At 40.2% G+C, this 21,928-nt stretch carries 18 protein-coding genes; 11 read left to right on the top strand and 7 right to left on the bottom strand.

The genetic code is table 11. The features are described from left to right. Position 1 precedes the first annotated feature (1 nt). Complete coding sequence (locus tag I6F44_RS08040) at positions 2–1,249, top strand: amidohydrolase family protein (RefSeq protein WP_197173554.1); 1,248 nt, start codon at positions 2–4, stop codon at positions 1,247–1,249. A gap of 289 nt (positions 1,250–1,538) precedes the next feature. Here the strand turns inward: I6F44_RS08040 and I6F44_RS08035 are convergent, their stop codons facing one another. Further along, positions 1,539–3,761, bottom strand: a complete 2,223-nt coding sequence (locus I6F44_RS08035; protein WP_007585113.1) for an NADP-dependent isocitrate dehydrogenase — start codon at positions 3,759–3,761, stop codon at positions 1,539–1,541. 525 nt (positions 3,762–4,286) lie between these two features. Next, positions 4,287–4,505, bottom strand: coding sequence for a cold shock domain-containing protein CspD (cspD, locus tag I6F44_RS08030; RefSeq protein ID WP_002962500.1), 219 nt, complete (start codon positions 4,503–4,505; stop codon positions 4,287–4,289). 209 nt (positions 4,506–4,714) lie between these two features. On the opposite strand from cspD, the gene clpS reads away from it, so the two are divergent. After that, positions 4,715–5,023 (top strand): ATP-dependent Clp protease adapter ClpS, encoded by a 309-nt coding sequence (gene clpS / locus I6F44_RS08025; protein ID WP_007585109.1) that lies wholly within the window; start codon positions 4,715–4,717, stop codon positions 5,021–5,023. Between the two features lie 94 nt (positions 5,024–5,117). Beyond that, positions 5,118–7,379, top strand: coding sequence for an ATP-dependent Clp protease ATP-binding subunit ClpA (gene clpA / locus I6F44_RS08020; RefSeq protein ID WP_007585108.1), 2,262 nt, complete (start codon positions 5,118–5,120; stop codon positions 7,377–7,379). 213 nt (positions 7,380–7,592) lie between these two features. Here clpA and infA read toward each other — a convergent pair whose 3' ends face one another. The 4 genes from infA to trxB form a co-directional block, all read right to left on the bottom strand. Continuing rightward, positions 7,593–7,811: a translation initiation factor IF-1 gene (infA, locus tag I6F44_RS08015; protein WP_002962494.1), complete on the bottom strand. Its 219-nt coding sequence runs from the start codon at positions 7,809–7,811 to the stop codon at positions 7,593–7,595. 90 nt (positions 7,812–7,901) lie between these two features. Continuing rightward, on the bottom strand, positions 7,902–8,606 hold the full coding sequence (locus I6F44_RS08010; RefSeq protein ID WP_010552618.1) for an arginyltransferase: 705 nt from the start codon (positions 8,604–8,606) through the stop codon (positions 7,902–7,904). After that, on the bottom strand, positions 8,599–9,315 hold the full coding sequence (gene aat, locus I6F44_RS08005; protein ID WP_197173553.1) for a leucyl/phenylalanyl-tRNA--protein transferase: 717 nt from the start codon (positions 9,313–9,315) through the stop codon (positions 8,599–8,601). The genes I6F44_RS08010 and aat overlap by 8 nt, the downstream gene beginning before the upstream one ends. 97 nt (positions 9,316–9,412) lie before the next feature. After that, on the bottom strand, positions 9,413–10,363 hold the full coding sequence (gene trxB / locus I6F44_RS08000; RefSeq protein ID WP_197173552.1) for a thioredoxin-disulfide reductase: 951 nt from the start codon (positions 10,361–10,363) through the stop codon (positions 9,413–9,415). A 298-nt stretch (positions 10,364–10,661) separates the two neighbouring features. Between trxB and pssA the strand changes: the two genes are divergently transcribed. Beyond that, the gene (pssA, locus tag I6F44_RS07995; RefSeq protein ID WP_197173551.1) at positions 10,662–11,987 is read left to right on the top strand and encodes a CDP-diacylglycerol--serine O-phosphatidyltransferase; all 1,326 of its coding nucleotides are present in this window, start codon (positions 10,662–10,664) and stop codon (positions 11,985–11,987) included. Between the two features lie 119 nt (positions 11,988–12,106). On the opposite strand, the gene ald is transcribed toward pssA, so the two are convergent. Then, positions 12,107–13,228 carry an alanine dehydrogenase gene (gene ald, locus I6F44_RS07990; RefSeq protein ID WP_010552621.1) on the bottom strand — a complete coding sequence of 374 codons (1,122 nt, stop codon included), beginning with the start codon at positions 13,226–13,228 and terminating at the stop codon, positions 12,107–12,109. Between the two features lie 142 nt (positions 13,229–13,370). On the opposite strand from ald, the gene lrp reads away from it, so the two are divergent. From lrp to I6F44_RS07955, 7 genes are all read left to right on the top strand, one after another. Then, positions 13,371–13,850: a leucine-responsive transcriptional regulator Lrp gene (gene lrp / locus I6F44_RS07985; RefSeq protein WP_007582985.1), complete on the top strand. Its 480-nt coding sequence runs from the start codon at positions 13,371–13,373 to the stop codon at positions 13,848–13,850. A 173-nt stretch (positions 13,851–14,023) separates the two neighbouring features. Continuing rightward, the gene (locus I6F44_RS07980) at positions 14,024–16,519 is read left to right on the top strand and encodes a DNA translocase FtsK (RefSeq protein ID WP_024594166.1); all 2,496 of its coding nucleotides are present in this window, start codon (positions 14,024–14,026) and stop codon (positions 16,517–16,519) included. Then, positions 16,519–17,151: an outer membrane lipoprotein chaperone LolA gene (lolA, locus tag I6F44_RS07975; protein WP_101163086.1), complete on the top strand. Its 633-nt coding sequence runs from the start codon at positions 16,519–16,521 to the stop codon at positions 17,149–17,151. The genes I6F44_RS07980 and lolA overlap by 1 nt, the downstream gene beginning before the upstream one ends. Then, positions 17,144–18,487: a replication-associated recombination protein A gene (locus I6F44_RS07970; RefSeq protein WP_197173550.1), complete on the top strand. Its 1,344-nt coding sequence runs from the start codon at positions 17,144–17,146 to the stop codon at positions 18,485–18,487. The genes lolA and I6F44_RS07970 overlap by 8 nt, the downstream gene beginning before the upstream one ends. After that, positions 18,480–18,860 carry a fluoride efflux transporter CrcB gene (crcB, locus tag I6F44_RS07965; protein WP_021032117.1) on the top strand — a complete coding sequence of 127 codons (381 nt, stop codon included), beginning with the start codon at positions 18,480–18,482 and terminating at the stop codon, positions 18,858–18,860. Before I6F44_RS07970 ends, crcB begins: the two co-directional genes overlap by 8 nt. A 9-nt stretch (positions 18,861–18,869) precedes the next feature. Continuing rightward, positions 18,870–20,174 carry a serine--tRNA ligase gene (serS, locus tag I6F44_RS07960; protein WP_197173549.1) on the top strand — a complete coding sequence of 435 codons (1,305 nt, stop codon included), beginning with the start codon at positions 18,870–18,872 and terminating at the stop codon, positions 20,172–20,174. Positions 20,175–20,497: 323 nt separating this feature from the next. Continuing rightward, on the top strand, positions 20,498–21,730 hold the full coding sequence (locus tag I6F44_RS07955; RefSeq protein ID WP_197173548.1) for a RelA/SpoT domain-containing protein: 1,233 nt from the start codon (positions 20,498–20,500) through the stop codon (positions 21,728–21,730). Positions 21,731–21,928 lie beyond the last annotated feature (198 nt).

The following is a 21,928-nucleotide window of genomic DNA, read 5'->3' as shown; positions in this document are numbered from 1 at the left end:
AATGAAAAATTTATCACGTTCGTTTTCGCTTTCTCTGGTTGCTGCAGGATTATTAGCATCTGGTGCTGTAAGCGCACAATCGCTAGCAATTATTAATGCAACATTGCATACGTCATCAGATCAAGGTGTATTAGAAGCGGCAAGCATTGTAATGACAGATGGCAAAATTACAGCGATTAACCCAACTGAAATTAAAGTAGATGAAATTATTGATGCAAAGGGCCAAATTGTAACCCCAGGCTTTATTGCAAGTATTAATCAACTTGGTTTAGTTGAAGTAAGTGCAGTTGCAGGCTCTCGCGATGCAGGCGAAGAAAAAGCCGGTATTGATTTTGATGTAAGCCTTGCTTACAACGCACATTCAAGCTTAATCCCTTACGCTCGTAAAGGCGGTGTGACACGCGATGTAATTACCCCTCATGGTGGTGATAGCATTTTTTCAGGCCTTGCGAGTGTTGTTGATTTAAGTGGTAGTTTTGATAGCGACATGCAAAAACAAGCGGCTTTAATTGTTTACTTAGGTGAGCGCAGTAAAGGCTCTCGTGCTTTTACTTTGCAAACACTGATTAATAAACTTGATGAGCACAAAACGAAAGCCGGTAAAAAAGCTAAAAAAGATGACGACAAGCCAAGTACTGAAGACACAGTAATGGCAAAAGTACTTAGTGGCGAAATGCCATTAGTGGTTGGTGTATCACGTGCGGCAGATATTATTGAGCTTATTAAAGTAAAAGAGCAATTTGGTATTAACTTAGTACTTAACGGCGCACAAGACGCTGTTGTAGTAAAAGAGCGCGTTGCTAAAGCAAATATCCCAGTAATTATTAGTGCAATGGACAGCTTACCAGCAAGTTTTGATTCGCTTCATGCGAGTTTAGATAATGCAGGTGTGCTAGAAAAAGCAGGCGTTAAAGTATTATTAACGGTAGGTGGTGATGCAAGTCACAACATTTATCAGCTGCGTTTTGATGCTGGTAATGCAGTATCGTATGGTATGAGCCAAGAAGGTGCGTTAAAAGCGGTTACATCAAACGTTGCTGATGTATTTGGCATTAATGCAGGTAGCCTTGAAGTAGGTAAAGCTGCTGATGTAGTAATGTGGAGTAATGACCCGTTTGAACTAAGCAGCCACGTGAGCAAAATGTTTATTAATGGGGTTGAGGTATCTACACAATCTCGCCAAGATAAACTGCGTGACCGTTATATGACAGATTCAAAAATGCCACGGGCTTATACCAACCCGCAATAATACTTAATCAATTTGAGGGATTAAATCTGACGGTAACTGCGTTAAAAATTTCTGATATAGAGCAACTAAATAACGAAATTTTTGCCTTGTTATCGACAAGATTTTCTTGCCTCAAAGTTGATCACTTAATTAAGCGAATTGGTATGATACTAAATAATTAATTAAATAAATAAATTTAATTATTCAAAGGCCGCTATTTTATAAATAGCGGCCTTTTTGTTTGTAAAATTTAGACATAAAAAAGCCGCTTACTTTTACAAGTAAGCGGCTTTTAAATTTAAACCAATATTTATACTAATTTAGCAAGAATATCGTTAAATGTAGTGCTTGGACGCATCGCTTTAAAGGCTGCATCATCGTTAGGCTGGAAGTAACCGCCTAAATCAACTGCAGGGCCTTGCGCATCGTTAAGTTCACTTACGATTTGTTCTTTATTAGACTCAAGGTCGCTAGCAATTTGAGTAAACTGTGCTTTAAGTTCACTGTCATCATTTTGCTTAGCAAGTTCTTGTGCCCAGAATAAAGATAGGAAGAAATGAGAACCACGGTTATCAATTTCTTTCACTTTACGTGAAGGAGACTTGTTTTCTGCTAAGAAAGTACCAGTCGCTTTATCTAGTGTATCAGCAAGAACTTGTGCCTTGTTGTTACCCGTAGTTACGCTTAGGTGCTCAAGAGATGCAGCAAGTGCTAAAAATTCACCTAAAGAATCCCAACGTAAGTGGTTTTCTTTTTCGAATTGTTGAACATGCTTAGGTGCAGAACCACCTGCGCCAGTTTCAAATAATCCACCACCGTTCATAAGTGGAACAATTGAAAGCATTTTAGCACTCGTACCTAGCTCTAAAATTGGGAATAAATCTGTAAGGTAATCACGTAAAACGTTACCTGTTACAGAAATAGTGTCTTTACCTTCTTTAATACGCGCTAGTGAGAACAATGTTGCTTCAAGCGGTGCTAAAATTTGAATATCTAGGCCAGCTGTATCGTGATCTGGTAGGTATTTATTTACTTTTTTGATTAGCTCTGCATCATGTGCACGGTTTTCGTCTAACCAGAAAATAGCTGGAACGCCTGTTGCGCGTGCACGATTTACTGCAAGCTTAACCCAATCTTGGATTGGTGCGTCTTTAACCTGACACATGCGCCAAATATCGCCTTGCTCAACACTGTGCTCAAGTAATGTATTACCATTTGCATCAACAACACGGATAGAACCATCTGCTTTAGCTTCAAACGTTTTATCGTGTGAACCGTATTCTTCAGCTTTTTGAGCCATAAGGCCAACGTTAGGTACGCTACCCATAGTTGTTGGATCAAACGCGCCATTCACTTTACAAAAATCAATAGTTGCTTGGTAAATACCTGAGTAACAACGATCTGGAATTACAAAGCTAGTGTCTTGTAATTTACCATCGTTATTCCACATTTGACCGCTTGAACGGATTGCAGCAGGCATAGACGCATCGATGATCACGTCACTTGGTACGTGTAGGTTTGTAATGCCGCGGTCAGAATCAACCATAGCAATAGCAGGGCGGCTAGCGTAAACAGCTTGAATGTCTGCTTCAATTTCTTCGCGCTTAGCATCGTCTAATGTTTGAATTTTAGAATATACATCGCCTAAACCATTATTTACATCAACACCTAGCTCTTCAAAAAGCTCACCGTGTTTAGCAAATACATCTTTGTAGAATACTTTTACAGCGTGACCAAAGATAATTGGATCAGATACTTTCATCATTGTCGCTTTCATGTGAAGCGAGAATAAAACACCTTTTTCTTTAGCAGCGTCAATTTCAGCAGCTAAGAAAGCTTGAAGCTTAGAAGCGCTGATGCTTGATGCATCAATAACTTCGCCAGCTAAAAGAGGCGTGCTTTGTTTAAGTACAGAAACGTCGCCGTTAGTTGCAACATGTTCAATACGTACATCAGTGGCTGTATCAACAGTTACTGACTTTTCTGAACCAAAGAAGTCGCCTTCGCTCATGCTTGCAACATAAGACTCTGAATCTTTGCTCCACGCACCCATTGAATGCGGGTTGTTACGTGCATATTCTTTTACAGAACCTGGTGCGCGACGATCAGAGTTACCTTCACGTAGTACTGGGTTTACTGCACTGCCTTTGATTTTGTCGTAAGCAGCTTGAATTGCTTTTTCTTCATCATTTTTAGGTTCAACAGGGTATTCTGGAAGAGCGTAACCTTTTGCTTGAAGCTCTTTAATTACAGCGCGAAGCTGTGGTACAGATGCACTGATGTTTGGTAATTTGATGATGTTTGCTTCTGGTGTTTTAGCAAGCTCGCCAAGTTCAGCAAGTGCATCACCAATGCGTTGTTCTTGTGTTAAATAATCAGGGAAGCTAGCAATTACACGACCTGCTAATGAGATATCGCGAGTTTCAACTTCAACACCGGCCGCATTTGTATATGCTTGGATGATCGGTAGCAACGAGTAAGTTGCTAGTGCCGGAGCTTCGTCCGTTTTTGTATAGATAATTTTTGATGTCATCATCATTCCTAGATAGTAGACCGAAAAGGTCTTATTCAACAATGCAAAGAAAATCATTACTAATGAGTGAGTACATATTATTAAATAAGTTAATGAATACATACGCTCGTAATGAATAGTTTGTTAGGTGTTGGTACTCAGCGTTGCTCTTTTATAAAAGCAGAATAGTCACACCTGACGAACTGGAATTGTATTTATAGCTAAAAAATTAACAAAAATAAATCAGCCTTTAGCCTAGTACATATAAAAGAGGCGACAAGTTGGATTAGTTGCTGCGTTAATACGCAATTTTTAGCACCAAGAGTGTAACAAGCTTAAATAAAAAGGGCTAGAGGTTGAGCATGCCCAATAAGCAGTTAAACAATCAACTCTTAGAACATTGGGGTATATAAAATAAATTCAAGGAAAAGGGTTGAATTTGAATGAAAAGAGGCAATAAATAGGGGAGAAGAGATAAGTTAGTATGCTTAAGGAATTAAGCGAGGATCTTAAAAGGTCACTCGCTTTAGTCGAACAAAACAATAGTCACTCAATAATGTCACCATCTGGGGCTATATTTTTAGCGTGTAGACCTTTAGGTCCTTGTTCTAATTCGAATGTTACATCTTGACCAGCTTTAAGCGTTTTATAACCGTCCATTACAATTGTTGAGTAATGAGCGAAAATATCATTCTCGCAGCCGTCTTCTACGATGAAACCAAAACCTTTAGCGTTGTTGAACCATTTAACTTTACCGCAAGCCATACTTCTACATCCTTCAATAAGTTGACTAATTTAGTTATTCTAAATTGTATTATTTGCTAGACTGACTAAGGTTTAATCAATCTACGTTTGACTGTAGTTTATTTAGCCAACCAGTCAAGTGTTTTGAGTTATTTTTTTAACATTTTATTTATTTTTTATTCAAGTTTGCTTGAGTTACAAAGACAAGACTATATTTAATTATGAGTGGTATGAAAGATTCAGGTGTTATCGATACAGTTCGCGACAGCGAAAAGCAAAAGCTACAGCCGCCGCGAAAATATAAAGTTGTTTTAAATAACGACGACTACACGCCGATGGACTTTGTAATAGAAGTTTTAACGACGTTTTTTAATATGGATAGCGATAGAGCAACCGACGTGATGCTTCAGGTTCATGAAAAAGGTAAGGGTATATGTGGTGTTTACAGCGCCGACGTAGCCCACACCAAAGCTGAACAAGTTAACCGCTACGCGCGTGATAACGAGCATCCACTGCTTTGTAGTTGTGAGCAGGAATAAATACCAATTTAATACAATTGGTATAAATACCAATTAGGGTGATCAAACATCCGATTGTTGTGGTATAAATTATTATCTCAGTAAGGGGTTGCCAATGCTAAACAAAGACTTAGAACTCACATTAAATGCCGCGTTTCGTGAAGCGCGCACTCGCCGTCATGAGTTTATGACCGTAGAGCACCTTTTACTTGCGCTGTTAGATAATCCTTCTGCAGGAGAAGCCCTAAACGCGTGTGGTGTTAATATTTCTGGTTTAAAAACCGAATTATTAGAATTTATTGACGAAACAACACCCGTCATTCCAGATTTAGAAGAAGAGCGTGAAACTCAGCCAACACTTGGCTTTCAACGTGTATTACAACGCGCTGTGTTCCATGTGCAATCGTCAGGTAAAAATGAAGTCACTGGCGTGAATGTGCTAGTTGCTATTTTTTCTGAGCAAGAAAGCCAAGCTGTATATTTACTTAAAAAGCATGATGTATCGCGTTTAGACATCGTTAACTTTATTTCGCATGGTATTTCTAAAGCAGATGATGAATTAGGCAACGACAGCGACGATATTCATGATGAAGTGCAAGAAGTTCAAAATGAAGAAGCAAGCAAGCTAGACAGCTTTACAACTAACTTAAACGTTCAAGCTCGTGAAGGTAACATCGATCCACTGATCGGACGCGACAGCGAAGTAGAGCGCACGGTACAAGTATTGTGTCGTCGTAAAAAGAATAACCCATTACTTGTAGGTGAAGCGGGCGTTGGTAAAACAGCCATTGCTGAAGGCTTAGCGTATCGCATTGTTAATAAGCAAGTACCAGAAGTAATTGCAGATGCTGTTGTGTATTCGCTAGATATGGGGGCATTGCTTGCGGGTACTAAATACCGCGGCGACTTTGAAAAGCGCTTTAAAAGCTTACTAAAAGAGCTACAAGCCGAACCAGGCTCTATTTTATTTATTGATGAAATACATACCATAATTGGTGCCGGCGCGGCGTCTGGTGGTGTTATGGACGCATCAAACTTGCTTAAACCACTCCTTTCAAGTGGTAAGCTACGTTGTATGGGTTCAACAACTTACAACGAGTATAAAAATATTTTTGAGAAAGACCGTGCATTAGTACGTCGCTTTCAAAAAATTGATGTACTTGAGCCAAGTGTTGCCGACACCACTAAAATATTAAATGGCTTAAAAGAGCGTTACGAAGAGCACCATGGTATTCGTTACACTCAAAAAGCACTAAAAGCAGCTGCAGAGCTCAGTGCTAAATACATTAATGAGCGTCACTTGCCAGATAAAGCAATTGATGTAATTGATGAAGCCGGTGCAAGTCAGCGCCTGCAACCTAGCTCTAAACGTAAAAAAACCATTGGCGTGGCAGATATAGAACTAATTATATCTAAAATGGCACGTATCCCAGCGCAAAGCGTCTCGTCGACAGATAAAGAAACGCTTAAAAACTTAGACCGTAACCTTAAAATGCTCGTGTTTGGGCAAGATCAATCTATTGACGCACTTACATCAGCTATTCGTTTATCTCGCTCTGGTTTATCGAGCGAAGAAAAGCCAGTAGGTTCGTTTTTGTTTGCAGGGCCTACCGGTGTGGGTAAAACCGAAGTAACTAAGCAACTTGCTAAATGTATGGGTGTTGAGTTTATTCGTTTTGATATGTCGGAATATGTAGAACGCCATGCAATTAGTCGATTAATTGGTGCTCCACCAGGGTATGTTGGTTTTGAGCAAGGTGGTTTATTAACAGAAGCAGTTATTAAAAATCCACATGCTGTTGTACTTTTAGATGAGATTGAAAAAGCGCATCCAGACATTTACAACATTTTGCTACAGGTTATGGATCACGGTACGTTGACCGATAATAACGGCCGTAAAGCTGACTTTAGAAATGTAGTGGTTGTAATGACTACCAATGCGGGCGTACAAGAAACTACGCGTAAGTCGATTGGTTTTACAGAGCAAGATCATACGCACGATGCAATGGGTGCAATTAATAAAGTATTTTCACCCGAATTTAGAAACCGTTTAGATAACATCATTTGGTTTAATCACCTTGAACGTGAAGTTATTTTACTGGTGGTTGATAAGTTTATTGTGGAACTGCAAGCGCAGCTTGATAAAAAATCAGTTAACCTTGAGCTTACGTCTAAAGCACGTGAGTGGTTGGCAGATAAAGGCTACGATAAAGCAATGGGTGCACGTCCAATGGCACGTGTTATTCAAGAAGAGCTTAAAAAGCAATTAGCTAACGAAATACTGTTTGGTGAACTTGTTGATGGCGGTACGGTTAAAGTATCAGTTAAAGACAAGAAGATTCGCTTTGATTACGAGAGTAATTTAACACCAGCGTAAAACGTTAATTAAATAATTTAGTTAAATAAAATGGCCCGCTACATAATAGCGGGCCATTTTTTTGCCCTTTTTATAGGCAACAAAAAACCCAGTAAAAACTGGGCTTTTTGTTTATTAAATGTAATTGCTAGTCAATGTCTATCAATTACATTTAATAAACGCTTAAAGCTAGTAAAACACTAGCCAAAAACTAAATCTCGTTTACGCACTTACTTAGCGAGCACGGAATACGATACGACCCTTTGATAAATCGTAAGGAGTCATTTCTACCGTTACTTTATCGCCGGTTAAAATACGGATATAGTTTTTGCGCATTTTGCCTGAAATATGAGCCACAACTACGTGACCATTTTCTAGCTCAACTCGGAACATTGTATTTGGTAAAGTATCAAGGACTGTGCCTTGCATTTCGATTACGTCTTCTTTCGCCATGTTTAGCGTAACACCTCTTTAATAGTTAAACGCTGCAGATTTTGCCCAAAATACTCCAATAAGTAAAGGCGCAGGGGCTATATTTGCAAATTAAATAGCCACCCACTCATCATTGAGCTGTTTTTGAGCAGGTAAAAACTGAGTTTTGTACTTCATTTTGTCGCATTCATCAATTTGATAGCCCAAGTACACGTATTGCTTATTTTGCTCTTTAGCAAACTTTAGCTGCTCTAATATCATCACAGAGCCTAAACTATAGTGTTCAAAGTCGGGGTCGAAAAAGGTATAAATTGCAGAAATAGCGCTATTCATACAATCAGTTACGGCAACTGCGACTAAAGTATCTTGGTGCCACAGTTCAATAAATGTGATCTTGAGCCAACTACAAAGCAAAAAACTTTGAAACTGTTCTTTTTCAGGAGGATACATACTTCCATCCTGATGACGCATCGTTATGTATTTACTATAGAGCGGATAATACTCAGGTCGCTCTTGCGTTGAATATTTTACCTCAAACTGTGTTTTTGCTTTGTTTAGTTTACGTTTTTGCGATTTTGAGGGCATAAAGTCTTGTGCTAATACACGTACAGAACTACATGCGCTGCATATTGGGCAGTGCGGACGGTATATTTGGTTACCACTGCGACGAAACCCTAAGCCTAATAATGACTCAAATTTGTCGGTGCTGTAGCAACTGGGATCAAGAATAACTAAAAGTTGCTCTTGTCTGTTGGGTAAATAACTACAGTCAAACTCTTGGGTTAAACCAACACGTGCAGGAAGTTGCTCATTCATAGATTGCGTCAAGTTCTTGTGGCTCCCACATAATAGGGTTAACAGTATAGTTATGTGCCGCTTTTAGTTTAGTCAAAAATGTGGAACGGGGGATTACTTGTGCACCCAGGGTCATTAAATAAGGGTTTTCTAACTGGCAATCAATAAAATGTGCATTATGGCGTTTAAGCCAATTTACCAGTGCCCACATAGCAAGCTTAGAGCAATTGGTTTGATGATGAAACATCGACTCTCCACAAAAAACACCATTTTGCATAATGCCGTATAAGCCACCTGCAAGCTCTCCGTTACTCCACACCTCTAAACTATGTGCAATGCCAGCATTGTGTGCATTAACGTAAGCGTCGAGCATGTCAGAGGTGATCCAGGTGCCATCGGTATCAAGGCGTTGATCGCGACAGGCTTCTATCACCTCTTCAAAGGCATTATTAATGGTTACTCTTACAGGGTGCTTTTTTAAATGCTTACGCAGGCTCTTACTTATATGAAAATCATTAAGCTCAAAAATGCCTCGCTCGCTAGGCGACCACCACATAATAGGCTCATCTTCGCTAAACCAAGGGAATATTCCGCTTTTGTAGGCATTACTTAGGCGAGGTAAACTCAAATCTCCGCCAATTGCTAACAAGCCATCAGGGGATTCTAATGCGTATTCCGGATTGGGGAATGCTATATCGTTTTCGCTTAATTGGTATAGCTGATTTCTCATACAGTACTTATTTTATAATTGATCGTAAAAGTGTAACTATATTTTAGGCATAAAAAAAGGGCTGAATAATCAGCCCTATAATAATTTATTTAATTGCTTATAAATTATCTAAGAAACGCTCTGCATCAAGGGCAGCCATACAGCCTGTACCCGCAGATGTGATTGCTTGACGGTAAATGTGGTCAGACACATCACCTGCAGCAAAAACGCCTTCTACGCTTGTTTGAGTCGCGTTACCGTGAAGACCAGACTCTACAACTAAGTAGCCATCTTTCATTTCTAGTTGACCAACAAACATATCTGTATTTGGCTTGTGGCCAATAGCAATAAATACGCCGGCTAAATCTAGCTCTTCAGTTGCATCAGAGTTTGCATCTTTAATACGAACGCCTGTTACACCCATTTGATCGCCTAATACTTCGTCAAGCGTGCGGTTGTAATGCATTACTACGTTACCGTTAGCTGCTTTTTCAGCAAGGCGATCAGCAAGTATTTTTTCACTGCGGAAACTGTCACGACGATGAATAACATGTACTTCGTCAGCAATGTTAGATAGGTAAAGCGCTTCTTCAACCGCTGTATTACCACCACCAACAACCGCTACTTTTTGACCTTTATAGAAAAAACCGTCACAAGTAGCACAAGCCGAAACACCACGACCCTGAAATTTAGTTTCAGACTCAAGACCTAAATACTTAGCAGAAGCACCCGTTGCAATGATTAATGCATCACATGTGTAAGTACCTTGGTCGCCAGTTAGTGTGAAAGGGCGCTTAGATACATCTACTTTATTGATGTGATCGAATATGATTTCAGTTTCAAAGCGCTCAGCGTGCTCTTTCATACGATCCATTAACGCAGGACCTGTTAAACCGTGTGCATCACCAGGCCAGTTTTCAACTTCAGTTGTGGTTGTTAATTGGCCACCTTGTTGAATGCCTGTAATTAAAACAGGGTTTAAATTTGCACGTGCTGCATATACTGCGGCAGTATAACCAGCTGGGCCAGAGCCTAAAATTAGTAGCTTACAATGTTTTGCTTCAGTCATTATTTTTCCTAAACGTTTAATACGGTGTTCAATATGCTCATTAATGCGCTTGATTCTAAGAAAAACAAGGCAGATGTAAACAAAATCCGCGATTATTTTTTTTATCAAATCGAAAAGCTGTGCAGTATTGTGTACTAGAGCTCTATGCTTTTACAGTTAAAATGCCTAAGTAGCTCAATAAATAGACTAACAGGCAACAAAACAGCGTTATTTCATGACCCCTTTGAATTTTTTTGTTATGTTTTACCTAATTTTATTTGTCACTGATAGATTATGTGACCTAAGCAAATAGGCAACTATGTTATTTTGGCAGGAAAAACCCGCATTCGGGTTGACTTCAAAAGACGTTAACGTCTTAACCAATGCGCAAGATTACCGAACGCAATTGCTACGCTTGATAGCGAACGCAAAAAAACGAATTTATATTACTGCGTTGTATTTACAAGATGACGAAGCAGGTCGCGAAATTTTAGAAGCGCTGCATCGTGTGTCATTGGCAAACCCCGCACTTGAGGTAAAAGTGCTGGTGGATTTTCATCGTGCGCAACGTGGATTAATTGGCGCTGATAAATCAGACGGTAACGCAAGTTTATATTGTGACGATTTAGAAAAGTTTAAATCGAACGTACAAGTTTATGGCGTACCTGTAAAAGCTAAAGAATTATTTGGCGTATTGCATTTAAAAGGTTTTGTAATTGACGACACCTTACTTTACAGCGGCGCAAGTTTAAATAACGTGTACTTGCAGCATAACGAACGCTACAGACTCGATCGCTACTTTTTAATAACGCAGAGCGAACTGTGTGACTCAGTAGTTGATTTTATTGAGGCAAAGCTACTCTCATCAGTGGCTGTGCCACGTATAGACACGCGACCGCTTAAGCGTTTGCACGACTTTAAGCTTGATCAAAAGCAATTAATGCGTGATTTAAAAGTCGCAAGTTATAACGCAGCAGAGCAGCTAAATACGCAAGCATTAGGTATTCGCTTGTTTTTAGGGCTTGGGCGTCGCAATAACGAGTTAAATCGTTTAATAAAAGCGTTATTTGATACAACAGAGCAAGAGCTTGTGTTGTATACGCCATACTTCAATTTTCCGGCACCGCTTATGCGATCACTGCGCCGATTATTAAAGCAAGGCAAGCAAGTGACTATTGTTGTAGGCGATAAAACAGCAAATGACTTTTATTTACCGCCAAGCGAGCCGTTTAGTAAAATAGGGGCATTACCTTATTTATACGAAACTATTTTGCATAAATTTGTAAAAACGCAAAAGCGTCATATCGATAACGGTAATTTAAATGTGTACCTGTGGAAAGATGAAAGCAATTCGTTTCATTTAAAAGGTATTTGTTCAGATAGAACAAAGCATTTACTGAGCGGGCATAACTTAAATCCGCGTGCATGGGGTCTTGATATCGAAAACGGTATTTTAATAGAAGATCCAGAGCAAACAATTATGGATGCTATTGATAACGAAAAGCAGGAAATTTTACAACACTGCCGACGTTTAACAGGCCCAGATGATTTAGAAACGATGGATGATTATCCGCAGCCAGTTAAAAAACTACTTGGCCAAGCTAAGCGCGTAAAAGTAGATTTTATAATTAAGCGTTTTATCTAAATAAGCTTATATAAATCTGAAATTTAAATACAAAAAAAGCAGCTAATTAGCTGCTTTTTTTATGGGTTGTAGTTAGGTAGCTACATTGCTTAATACCAACCTAACTACAAAACGCTAAATTATGCGTTTTCTACCGCTGTGCGTGGGTCAACATATTCCATGTTGAACGCTTCTGCTACTTCTTTGTAAGTTACTTGGCCTTTAATTACGTTTAAGCCTTTTAAGAAGTGAGCGTCATCTAGTAACGCCTTTTTATAACCTTTGTTTGCAAGGTTAATGATGAAAGGCAATGTTGCATTGTTAAGTGCAAACGTAGATGTGCGTGGAACAGCACCTGGCATGTTAGCAACACAGTAGTGAACAACTTCATCAACGATGAAAGTAGGATCAGCATGCGTAGTTGCTTTAGAAGTAGCAATACAGCCACCTTGGTCGATTGCAACGTCAACAATTGCAGAACCAGGTTTCATTGCTTTAATGTGCTCAGCAGTTACTAGTTTAGGTGCAGCTGCACCTGGGATTAGTACGCCACCAATTACTAAATCAGCTTCTAGTACGTGTTTTTCTAGAGCATCAGCAGTTGAGTAAATAGCTTTAACTTTATTACCAAATTGCGCGTCTAGTGCACGTAATACGTCGATGTTACGGTCAAGAACGACAACTTCAGCACCAAGACCAACAGCCATTTGCGCTGCACTACGACCAACCATGCCGCCGCCAATGATAACAACTTTAGCTGCTTCAACGCCTGGTACGCCACCTAGTAGCATGCCACGACCGTGGTTAGATTTTTCAAGCGCTTGTGCACCAGCTTGAATAGACATACGACCAGCAACTTCGCTCATAGGAGCAAGAAGCGGTAAACCACCGCGAGAGTCAGTTACAGTTTCGTATGCAATACAAATAGCTTTGCTTTTTACAAGGTCTTCAGTTTGTGGAAGATCAGGTGCAAGGTGTAAGTAAGTGAAAAGAATTTGGTCTTCACGTAGCATTGCACGTTCAACAGCTTGTGGCTCTTTTACTTTTACAATCATGTCTGCTTTAGCGAAAACGTCAGCAGCAGTTGCTAAAATTTCAGCACCCGCTAGCGTGTAATCTTCGTTAGTAAAACCAATACCCATGCCTGCATCAGTTTCTACAATCACTTGATGACCGTGGTTTACTAATTCACGAACACTCGCAGGAACCATACCTACACGGTATTCATGGTTTTTAATTTCTTTAGGAACACCAATAATCATATCATTTGCCTTATTAAGAACGGATTAACATTTTTCACTATTATATTCATCATAAGCCCGTGTGTCTCACCTTTTTTAAAGTCAAATCTAGTGTTATCATCTATATAACAAAAATAAACAGCATAAAAAACTAGTTGGCACTATGCATCAGTTATTAGATAGAATTGACCGTAAAATTTTAATGGAATTACAGCACGATGGACGCCTTTCAAACGTTGAACTGGCCAGACGAGTTGGCCTAAGCGCCACGCCCTGTCTGGAGCGAGTGAAAAAGCTAGAACGAGAAGGCTACATACTTGGCTATAAAGCAGTGGTCGATCCAGCTAAGCTTGGGCAAGGTTTATCGGTGTATGTAGAAGTAACAATTACTAAAACATCTCCCGACGTATTTGATGAGTTTAGTGCGGCCGTTAAAAAGCACGAAGAAATTATCGAATGTCATTTAGTATCGGGTAATTTTGATTTTTTACTTAAAACGCGCGTAAATGATATGTCAGAATACCGTGGTGTATTAGGTGACATATTATTAAAATTGCCTAACGTTAGTGAAAGCCGAACTTATGTAGTAATGGAAGAAGTAAAAGGTGAAGAAGGCGTAATTATTCGTCCTTATATTACTTAAGGTTATTTATATTAGCTGCGTCATTTGCTTATATAAGCTCAAATTATAAAAACTTGTTCATAATCAGGCCATCAAGGTTAAGATAAAGTGCAACAAATTGCATTTCCTGCTAAGGTATTTCACTGCTAAGTAAGTGTGAATAAAAATAGAATAATAAAGAGGAATAGGGAACTATGCGCCTAAACGGTGTGCAAAGACTATTAGAAACAGGGCTGATTATCAGCACCTTTACGGCAATATTTATTTTATGTGCCTTGATCAGCTTTGATCCAGCAGATGCTGCATGGTCGCAAACTAGTTTTAGCGAAGTAAGCAACATCACAGGAGCAGCCGGTGCATGGATAGCCGACATTTTATTACTCACCTTTGGTTGGTTGGCTTACTTAGTGCCAGCGGCCATTCAGCTATTTGGCTACTTGCTATTTAAACAACCTCACCGCATTTTACAGCTTGATTACACCACCTTAGCGCTGCGTGTTATTGGTTTTGCTTTATTTATTACCTCAGCTACCGCTATTAGTAGTATCAATTTTGACGATATTTATAACTTTTCCTCTGGTGGGGTAGTGGGCGATGTTATTGCATCAGCCATGATGCCTGCGTTTAACTTTACCGGTACATCTATATTATTGCTGTGTTTCTTTTTTGCCGGGCTTACCTTATTAACGGGTGTATCGTGGGTTGATTTTGTAGATTACCTTGGCGATTTAATGGTTAGGTTTTACCGCTTTATTGTATCGTACGCAAAAGGTTGGATGCACCGAGAACACGCTGCGGGCAAAGCAAATAATTACGATGAAATAGACGCCCATTTTGAAGACGATATAAAAGAGCAAATAGAGCTGCCTACATCAGCTAAAAAAGCAGAGAAACAAAAAGCAATTAATAAACCGCAAACACCGTTTAATGAGCCTCAAATTAGTGACGAGTTTATGCCGTTTGACGAGCTTGACGACATACTCGATCAAGAAATTGGCTTTAGCGCCATAGACGACGAACCAATGGACACGGCCGCTGCGCTAAACGCGCTTGACCAAAGCCCAGTTGTAGAGCCAGAAAAACCAGTTACAACAGTGGTATCGCCAGCAAGACCAATGCCTAAATCAAAAGCGCAATATCAACCACCGCCAACGGCTAAAGAGAAGTTTGAGCAATTATTAACGCAAGAACCACCACCGGGGCCATTACCGTCGCTCGATTTACTCGACAGACCGGACAAAGCGAAAAACCCAATTTCGCAAGAAGAGCTCGATACAGTATCGCGCCTAGTAGAGACAAAACTACTCGACTTTAACGTACAAGCTAAAGTTGTAGCGGTATACCCAGGCCCTGTTGTTACACGCTTTGAGCTAGATTTAGCGCCAGGTATTAAAGTGTCTAAAATTACAGGTTTAGCAAAAGATTTAGCCCGTTCGCTTTCGGCAATTAGTGTGCGTGTTGTAGAAGTTATACCGGGTAAAACATATGTTGGTATTGAGCTTCCTAATAAACACCGCGAAATAGTACGTTTGTCAGAAGTAATAAACGCACCTAAATTCGAGCAAAATCCATCGCCACTTACCATGGTGCTAGGTAAAGACATTGCCGGTCAGCCGGTATGTGCTGATTTAGGTAAAATGCCACACTTACTGGTGGCCGGTACAACTGGTTCAGGTAAATCAGTGGGCGTTAATGTCATGATAGTAAGCTTGCTTTACAAATCGGGCCCTGACGATGTACGTATGATTATGATTGACCCTAAAATGCTTGAGCTATCAGTATACGAAGGCATTCCGCATTTATTGTGTGAAGTAGTCACCGACATGAAAGAAGCCGCCAACGCACTGCGTTGGTGTGTGGGCGAAATGGAACGTCGTTATAAATTAATGTCAGCATTGGGTGTGCGTAACTTAAAAGGTTACAACCAAAAAGTGCTTGAAGCCAATGAAGCGGGTTACCCAATTCTTGATCCATTATTTAAAGACACCGATGGCATGAAAGAAGGCCCGGAAGAACTTGGTAAGTTACCAAGTATTGTTGTAGTAATTGACGAATTTGCCGACATGATGATGATTGTTGGTAAAAAAGTAGAAGAGCTGATTGCCCGCATAGCCCAAAAAGCACGTGCGGCAGGTATTCATTTAATACTGGCAACGCAGCGCCCTTCGGTAGATGTAATAACCGGTTTAATTAAAGCAAATATACCAACACGTATGGCGTTTCAGGTGTCTAGCAAAATAGACTCGCGTACCATACTTGACCAACAAGGCGCAGAAAACTTACTGGGTATGGGCGATATGCTTTATTTACCACCAGGCACTAGTGTACCAGAGCGTGTACATGGCGCGTTTGTAGACGATCACGAAGTACATGCCGTTGTAAACGATTGGAAAGCGCGTGCTAAGCCAAATTACGTTGATGAAATACTCAATGGTGATGCCAGTGAAGATATTTTATTGCCAGGTGAAGCAAGCGAAAATGCAGACGAAGAGAACGATCCGTTATACGACGAAGCCGTGTCGTTTGTAATTGAAACCGGCAAGGTATCAGTATCGTCAGTGCAACGTAAACTGCGTGTTGGCTATAACCGCGCAGCACGTTTAGTCGAACAAATGGAAACATCGGGTATCGTGAGTTCACCAGGTCATAACGGCGCTCGCGATGTATTAGTACCTAATGGAGCAAATTAATGAAAAAATTTAACGCCTTATTATTAGTGTTAGGCAGCGTACTTGCCGCACCAAGCTTTGCTGATGACAGCCAAGCATTACAAGACAGACTTGCCACTTTAAAAAGCTTTAAAGCGCAGTTTGCACAAAAAGTAACAGACAAAGAAGGCCAAGCGGTTATGCAAGGCGAGGGCACAATAGCGCTTCAACAGCCTATGATGATTCGCTGGCAGCAAACAAACCCAGACGATACATTATTTGTATCAAACGGTGATAAAACCTATTACTTCGACAGCTTTGCTGAGCAAGTAACAATTATGAAAACCAGCAGTCTAATCGACTCAACACCATTTGTGCTACTTACATCAAAAGACCCAGCACAGTGGGAAAAATACAGCGTACTTGCAACAAATACAGGCTTTAGTGTAACGCCAAATAAAGGCGTAGAAAGCCAAGTAGAACAACTTGACATAGCGTTTTCAGGTGCGGGTAACGAGCAAGGCCTTGCTAAACTAGTCGTTACCGACAACTCAGGGCAGCTATCGTCATTTACGTTTAACAATGCCAAAGTTAATACGCCGCTTGATAAAAGCACTTTTGAATTTACGCCTCCTGAAGGTGTTGAAATAGACGATCAGAGTAACGGTGAGTAATTTAGGTTTTAACTTTGGGCCCGATGTACGGCCACTTGCTGCGCGTATGCGCCCTACAACACTTGATGAGTACATTGGTCAGCAACACTTATTAAGTGCTGATAAACCACTGCATCAAGCCATTGTCGCGGGTCGATGCCATAGTTTAATTTTATGGGGGCCGCCGGGTGTAGGTAAAACAACACTTGCGCAAATAATTGCCAACCATGCTGATGCCTCACTTATTCAAATGTCAGCGGTAACTGCAGGCGTAAAAGATATACGCGACAGCGTAACGCAAGCGCGCGATAACCTAGAAAGCCGTGGCCAACGCACCCTTATGTTTGTTGACGAGGTTCATCGCTTTAATAAGTCTCAGCAAGATGCATTTTTACCGCACATAGAAGACGGCACCTTTATATTTGTAGGTGCAACCACCGAAAACCCATCGTTTGCCCTTAATAACGCTATATTGTCGCGTGCACGCGTGTATGTTTTAAAATCGCTTGCCGATACCGACTTATACACTGTAATAGAGCGCGCACTTAAACAAGACGAGCAGCTAAGTCAAAAACACATAACTATTGCCGATAACGCTAAAAAGGCACTATGCCAAGCAAGTGGCGGCGATGCGCGTAAAGTGCTTAATTTACTTGAACAAGCGGTTGATTTAACAACCGAGCAAAACGGTCAATACAACGTAGATGAGCACGTACTTAGCCAAGTGTTACCGACGCATTTAGCCAAATACGATAAAGGCGGCGATGAGTTTTACGATTTAATATCAGCCTTTCACAAATCAGTACGTGGTAGCTCCCCCGATGGTGCGCTGTATTGGTATTGCCGAATTTTAGCTGGTGGCGGCGACCCTTTGTATGTAGCAAGGCGTTTACTTGCCATTGCAACAGAGGATATAGGTAACGCCGATCCGCGCGCGATGGAAGTGGCCTTAAATGCGTGGGATATATTTCAGCGAGTAGGGCCCGGCGAAGGCGAACGTGCAATTGCACAAGCCACATTGTATTTAGCCAGTGCACCCAAAAGTAATGCGGTGTATATGGCGTTTAATCAAGCCAAAGCAGACGCTCAAAACGAGCCAAGTTACCCAGTGCCAGAGCATTTACGTAATGCCCCAACTAATTTAATGAAAGACTTAGGGTATGGCGCTGAGTACCGTTATGCGCATAATGAAGAAGGCGCATTTGCCGCAGGTGAAAAATATTTACCACCAGAAATGGACGGTAAAGAATATTACTTACCGAGCGAGCGCGGACTTGAACAAAAAATCAAACAAAAACTCGATTACCTAAAAGAGCGCGATGCGCAAAGCCCACTTAAACGATACGAAAATGATTAAACTTTATATGATGATCGCCCTTGGCGGAGCCTCAGGTGCGTGTTTACGGTTTTTTATTAGCGAAAGCATGCTAAAACTCCTCGGTAGGGGATTCCCTTTTGGCACGTTGACGGTTAATATTCTTGGTTCATTGTTAATGGGCATTTTGTACGGTTTGATAGATAAAGAAATTATCACCGCAAGCCCCGCTAAAACCCTTATCGGTATTGGCTTTTTAGGTGCATTAACCACCTTTTCAACATTCTCAATGGACTCGTTGTTGTTATTACAACAAGGTCACTTTATTAAAATGGCCCTCAATATCATCTTAAACGTGATGGTGTGTATTTTTATGGCTTGGCTGGGCCTTCAGCTAGTAATGCAAAAAGGTTAAAAAACTAACATGTTAGATTCTAAATTTTTACGTCAAGACATCGAACAAACTGCAGCACGTTTAGCAGCGCGCGGTTACGAACTCGATGTAGCGACGGTAACGGCACTTGAAGAAAAACGCAAAACATTACAAGTAAAAACGCAAGAACTTCAAAGTCAACGTAATGCAAGCGCAAAAGCAATTGGTCAAGCCAAAGCTAAAGGCGAAGACGCACAGCCACTACTTGATGCAGTGGCTAACTTAGGCAGTGAGCTAGACGCCGCTAAAACAGAGCAAGATGAAGTATTAGCCGCAATTAACGACATTGCTTTAGCAATTCCAAACTTGCCAGACGAGTCAGTACCAGCGGGCAAAGACGAAGACGACAACGTTGAAATTTTAACGTGGGGCACACCTAAAAAATTCGATTTTGAAGTTAAAGACCACGTAGATGTAGGCCAAGACTTAAACGGCTTAGACTTTGAAATGGGCGTTAAAATTAGTGGCGCACGCTTTACTGTAATGCGCGGCCAAGTAGCGCGTATGCACCGTGCACTAACGCAATTTATGCTAGATACGCACGCTGACAAAAACGGCTACACAGAAATGTATGTACCGTACTTAGTAAATAGCGCAAGCCTTTATGGCACAAGCCAATTACCTAAGTTTGCGGGCGATTTGTTTCATACATTAGGCCTTGTAAATGACGACGGCGAACAACAAGCCGGCTTTAGCTTAATTCCTACAGCTGAAGTACCGCTTACAAACAGCGCCCGCGACGAAATTTACGATGAAAGCGCTTTACCAATTCGCTTAGTTGCTCACACTCCTTGTTTCAGAAGTGAAGCAGGCAGCTATGGTCGCGATACACGTGGCTTAATTCGTCAACACCAGTTTGATAAAGTTGAACTCGTACAGCTTGTAAAACCAGAAGACTCAATGGCAACGCTTGAAGAGTTAACAGGTCACGCAGAGCAAATACTACAAGCACTTGACCTACCATACCGAAAAGTAATTTTATGTATGGGCGACATGGGCTTTGGCTCAGCTAAAACATACGATTTAGAAGTATGGTTACCTGCACAAGACACATACCGCGAAATTTCATCATGTTCAAACATGGCCGATTTTCAGGCTCGTAGAATGCAAGCACGTTTTCGCCGTGAAGGTGTTAAAAAGCCAGAGTTGCTACATACACTAAATGGTTCAGGCTTAGCCGTTGGCCGTACACTCGTAGCCATACTTGAAAACTACCAACAAGCCGATGGCTCTGTAGTTGTACCAGAAGTATTACGCCCATACATGGGTGGACTTGAAGTAATTGGTAAACAATAAAAATCAACTTTAAGTTAAGCAAGCTTTAAGCTTGTAAATCTTAAGACGAAAGCCGCTGTTTGCAATGAACAGCGGCTTTTTTGTTTTAGGTTAAAGGCAAAAGCTTAGAGAAAAATGTAAGTTATCTTATTAATAATATCGCTTACACCTATTTTTATAGCTCATTACTTTTTTGTCCGATATTACTGATCTCTACCATTTTGGGGCATTTCTACATTAAGGAAGCTTAAATGCCGGCTAACTAGCTGTTTACAAGTGCTTATTAGCTAGTTAAATTAGATGCTTCGTAATATTTGGACATTTGTCGGTTTATAAAGCGACAAATGTCGGATACAAAGTTGTTAGTTTTGAGTATTGTGGACTTATCATTAGAGTTTTTTTTAGAAAATAACCGAATTACTCGTGAGGACTGGGAGAAAGCTGCAATAGAATTTGATGAGCTAAAGGCTATAGCATTAGATCATTCAGCTAAAGTCACAAGCTTAGATGACGCAGCCAGCTATTTAGCTAAAATTTTACAAAAATGCCCACAGGTACACTCTGTAAGGTGGAGGGTAAAAGATCCTGAGCATTTAATTGAAAAAATTGTCCGAAAGCGTGTTCTTGGAAGTGAAAAATATCTATCAATAAATACTGAAAACTATACAGAAATAATAACAGATTTAATTGGAGTCAGAGTTCTGCATCTATTCAAATATGAATGGGTGAATATTCAAGAGCATATTTTAGCGCATTGGAAAACCGAAGAAGCTCCCGTTGCATATATTCGTTCAGGTGACGAAGGGAAAATTATTGAAAGCTATAAAGCCAACTCTTGTGAAGTTAAAAATCACCCTGTAGGTTATCGCTCTATTCATTATGTTATATCTACACAACCAACTTTAAATAAAGTATTTTCTGAAATTCAAGTCAGAACAATTTTTGAAGAAGGTTGGAGCGAAATTGATCATAAAATACGTTACCCAAACTTTTCAAATAATGAATTAATTTCTTATTTTTTAACTATCTTCAATCGTATGGCAGGAAGTGCTGATGAGATGGGTTCATTTGTTAGAAATTTAACATCAGAAATTACCATCCAAGAACTTAAAATAGATGAGATTAATAGAGAGCAAGAACTTCATCTTTCAAAAATTGAAGAGCTAGCATCTGAATTATCTAATGAGAAAAATAAGAGTATAGACAAAGATAGTAAGGTCAATAAGCTAAGCACTGAGATCAAAAAGTTAAGAGCTAACTCTCAAACTCGAATATATAATGAAAGTACCCTTTCTGCTACAGAACGATTGATTGCACAAGCAAAGGCAATAAATGCAAATGGTCTAAATATAAACTCAGCCGCTGAAATCTGCGCAATGAATGCTAATATTTTAGGCGGTAATTCAGCTGCTAAAATCGCCTCAATGAACGCTAATATATTAGGCAGTAATTTTGCCGCTGAAATCGCTGAAATGAATGCTAATATTTTAGGCGGTAATTCAGCGGAGAAAATCGCTGAAAAGGTAATATCTAAACCAAGTGCCGATGAGGAAACTGGCTCAGACATTGAAAACTAACAACACATTCAAATAAATCAGACATCCATCCTATTTTTTGCAGTTTAGTGAACTAAGTACTAGGCTTTATAAAGCGATAACAGTGACATATATGGACGCTCCCTTGAAGTCAAGACGAGCTAATGTCTAAACATCAAAATTGATGCCTTTATTTAATTGTCATGTATCCCATTTCACAGTCATGATGCGTCACAAGCT

This window comes from Pseudoalteromonas sp. NZS11_1, assembly GCF_015864275.1.
In the GTDB taxonomy this organism is placed as follows: Bacteria; Pseudomonadota; Gammaproteobacteria; order Enterobacterales; family Alteromonadaceae; genus Pseudoalteromonas; species Pseudoalteromonas arctica.
Note: the sequence above shows the minus strand (reverse complement) of the source record. Positions and strands in the feature narration are given on the sequence as shown.

Excerpts from the sequence above, each read along its gene's own strand:
- infA (WP_002962494.1), bottom strand. The coding sequence starts at position 7,811 with ATGGCGAAAGAAGACGTAATCGAAATGCAAGGCACAGTCCTTGATACT.
- I6F44_RS07980 (WP_024594166.1), top strand. The coding sequence starts at position 14,024 with ATGCGCCTAAACGGTGTGCAAAGACTATTAGAAACAGGGCTGATTATC.
- serS (WP_197173549.1), top strand. The coding sequence starts at position 18,870 with ATGTTAGATTCTAAATTTTTACGTCAAGACATCGAACAAACTGCAGCA.
- pssA (WP_197173551.1), top strand. The coding sequence starts at position 10,662 with ATGTTATTTTGGCAGGAAAAACCCGCATTCGGGTTGACTTCAAAAGAC.
- clpA (WP_007585108.1), top strand. The coding sequence starts at position 5,118 with ATGCTAAACAAAGACTTAGAACTCACATTAAATGCCGCGTTTCGTGAA.
- I6F44_RS08010 (WP_010552618.1), bottom strand. The coding sequence starts at position 8,606 with ATGAATGAGCAACTTCCTGCACGTGTTGGTTTAACCCAAGAGTTTGAC.
- I6F44_RS07955 (WP_197173548.1), top strand. The coding sequence starts at position 20,498 with ATGTCGGATACAAAGTTGTTAGTTTTGAGTATTGTGGACTTATCATTA.
- cspD (WP_002962500.1), bottom strand. The coding sequence starts at position 4,505 with ATGGCTTGCGGTAAAGTTAAATGGTTCAACAACGCTAAAGGTTTTGGT.
- I6F44_RS08035 (WP_007585113.1), bottom strand. The coding sequence starts at position 3,761 with ATGACATCAAAAATTATCTATACAAAAACGGACGAAGCTCCGGCACTA.
- I6F44_RS08040 (WP_197173554.1), top strand. The coding sequence starts at position 2 with ATGAAAAATTTATCACGTTCGTTTTCGCTTTCTCTGGTTGCTGCAGGA.
- aat (WP_197173553.1), bottom strand. The coding sequence starts at position 9,315 with ATGAGAAATCAGCTATACCAATTAAGCGAAAACGATATAGCATTCCCC.
- trxB (WP_197173552.1), bottom strand. The coding sequence starts at position 10,363 with ATGACTGAAGCAAAACATTGTAAGCTACTAATTTTAGGCTCTGGCCCA.
- ald (WP_010552621.1), bottom strand. The coding sequence starts at position 13,228 with ATGATTATTGGTGTTCCTAAAGAAATTAAAAACCATGAATACCGTGTA.
- lrp (WP_007582985.1), top strand. The coding sequence starts at position 13,371 with ATGCATCAGTTATTAGATAGAATTGACCGTAAAATTTTAATGGAATTA.
- lolA (WP_101163086.1), top strand. The coding sequence starts at position 16,519 with ATGAAAAAATTTAACGCCTTATTATTAGTGTTAGGCAGCGTACTTGCC.
- crcB (WP_021032117.1), top strand. The coding sequence starts at position 18,480 with ATGATTAAACTTTATATGATGATCGCCCTTGGCGGAGCCTCAGGTGCG.
- clpS (WP_007585109.1), top strand. The coding sequence starts at position 4,715 with ATGAAAGATTCAGGTGTTATCGATACAGTTCGCGACAGCGAAAAGCAA.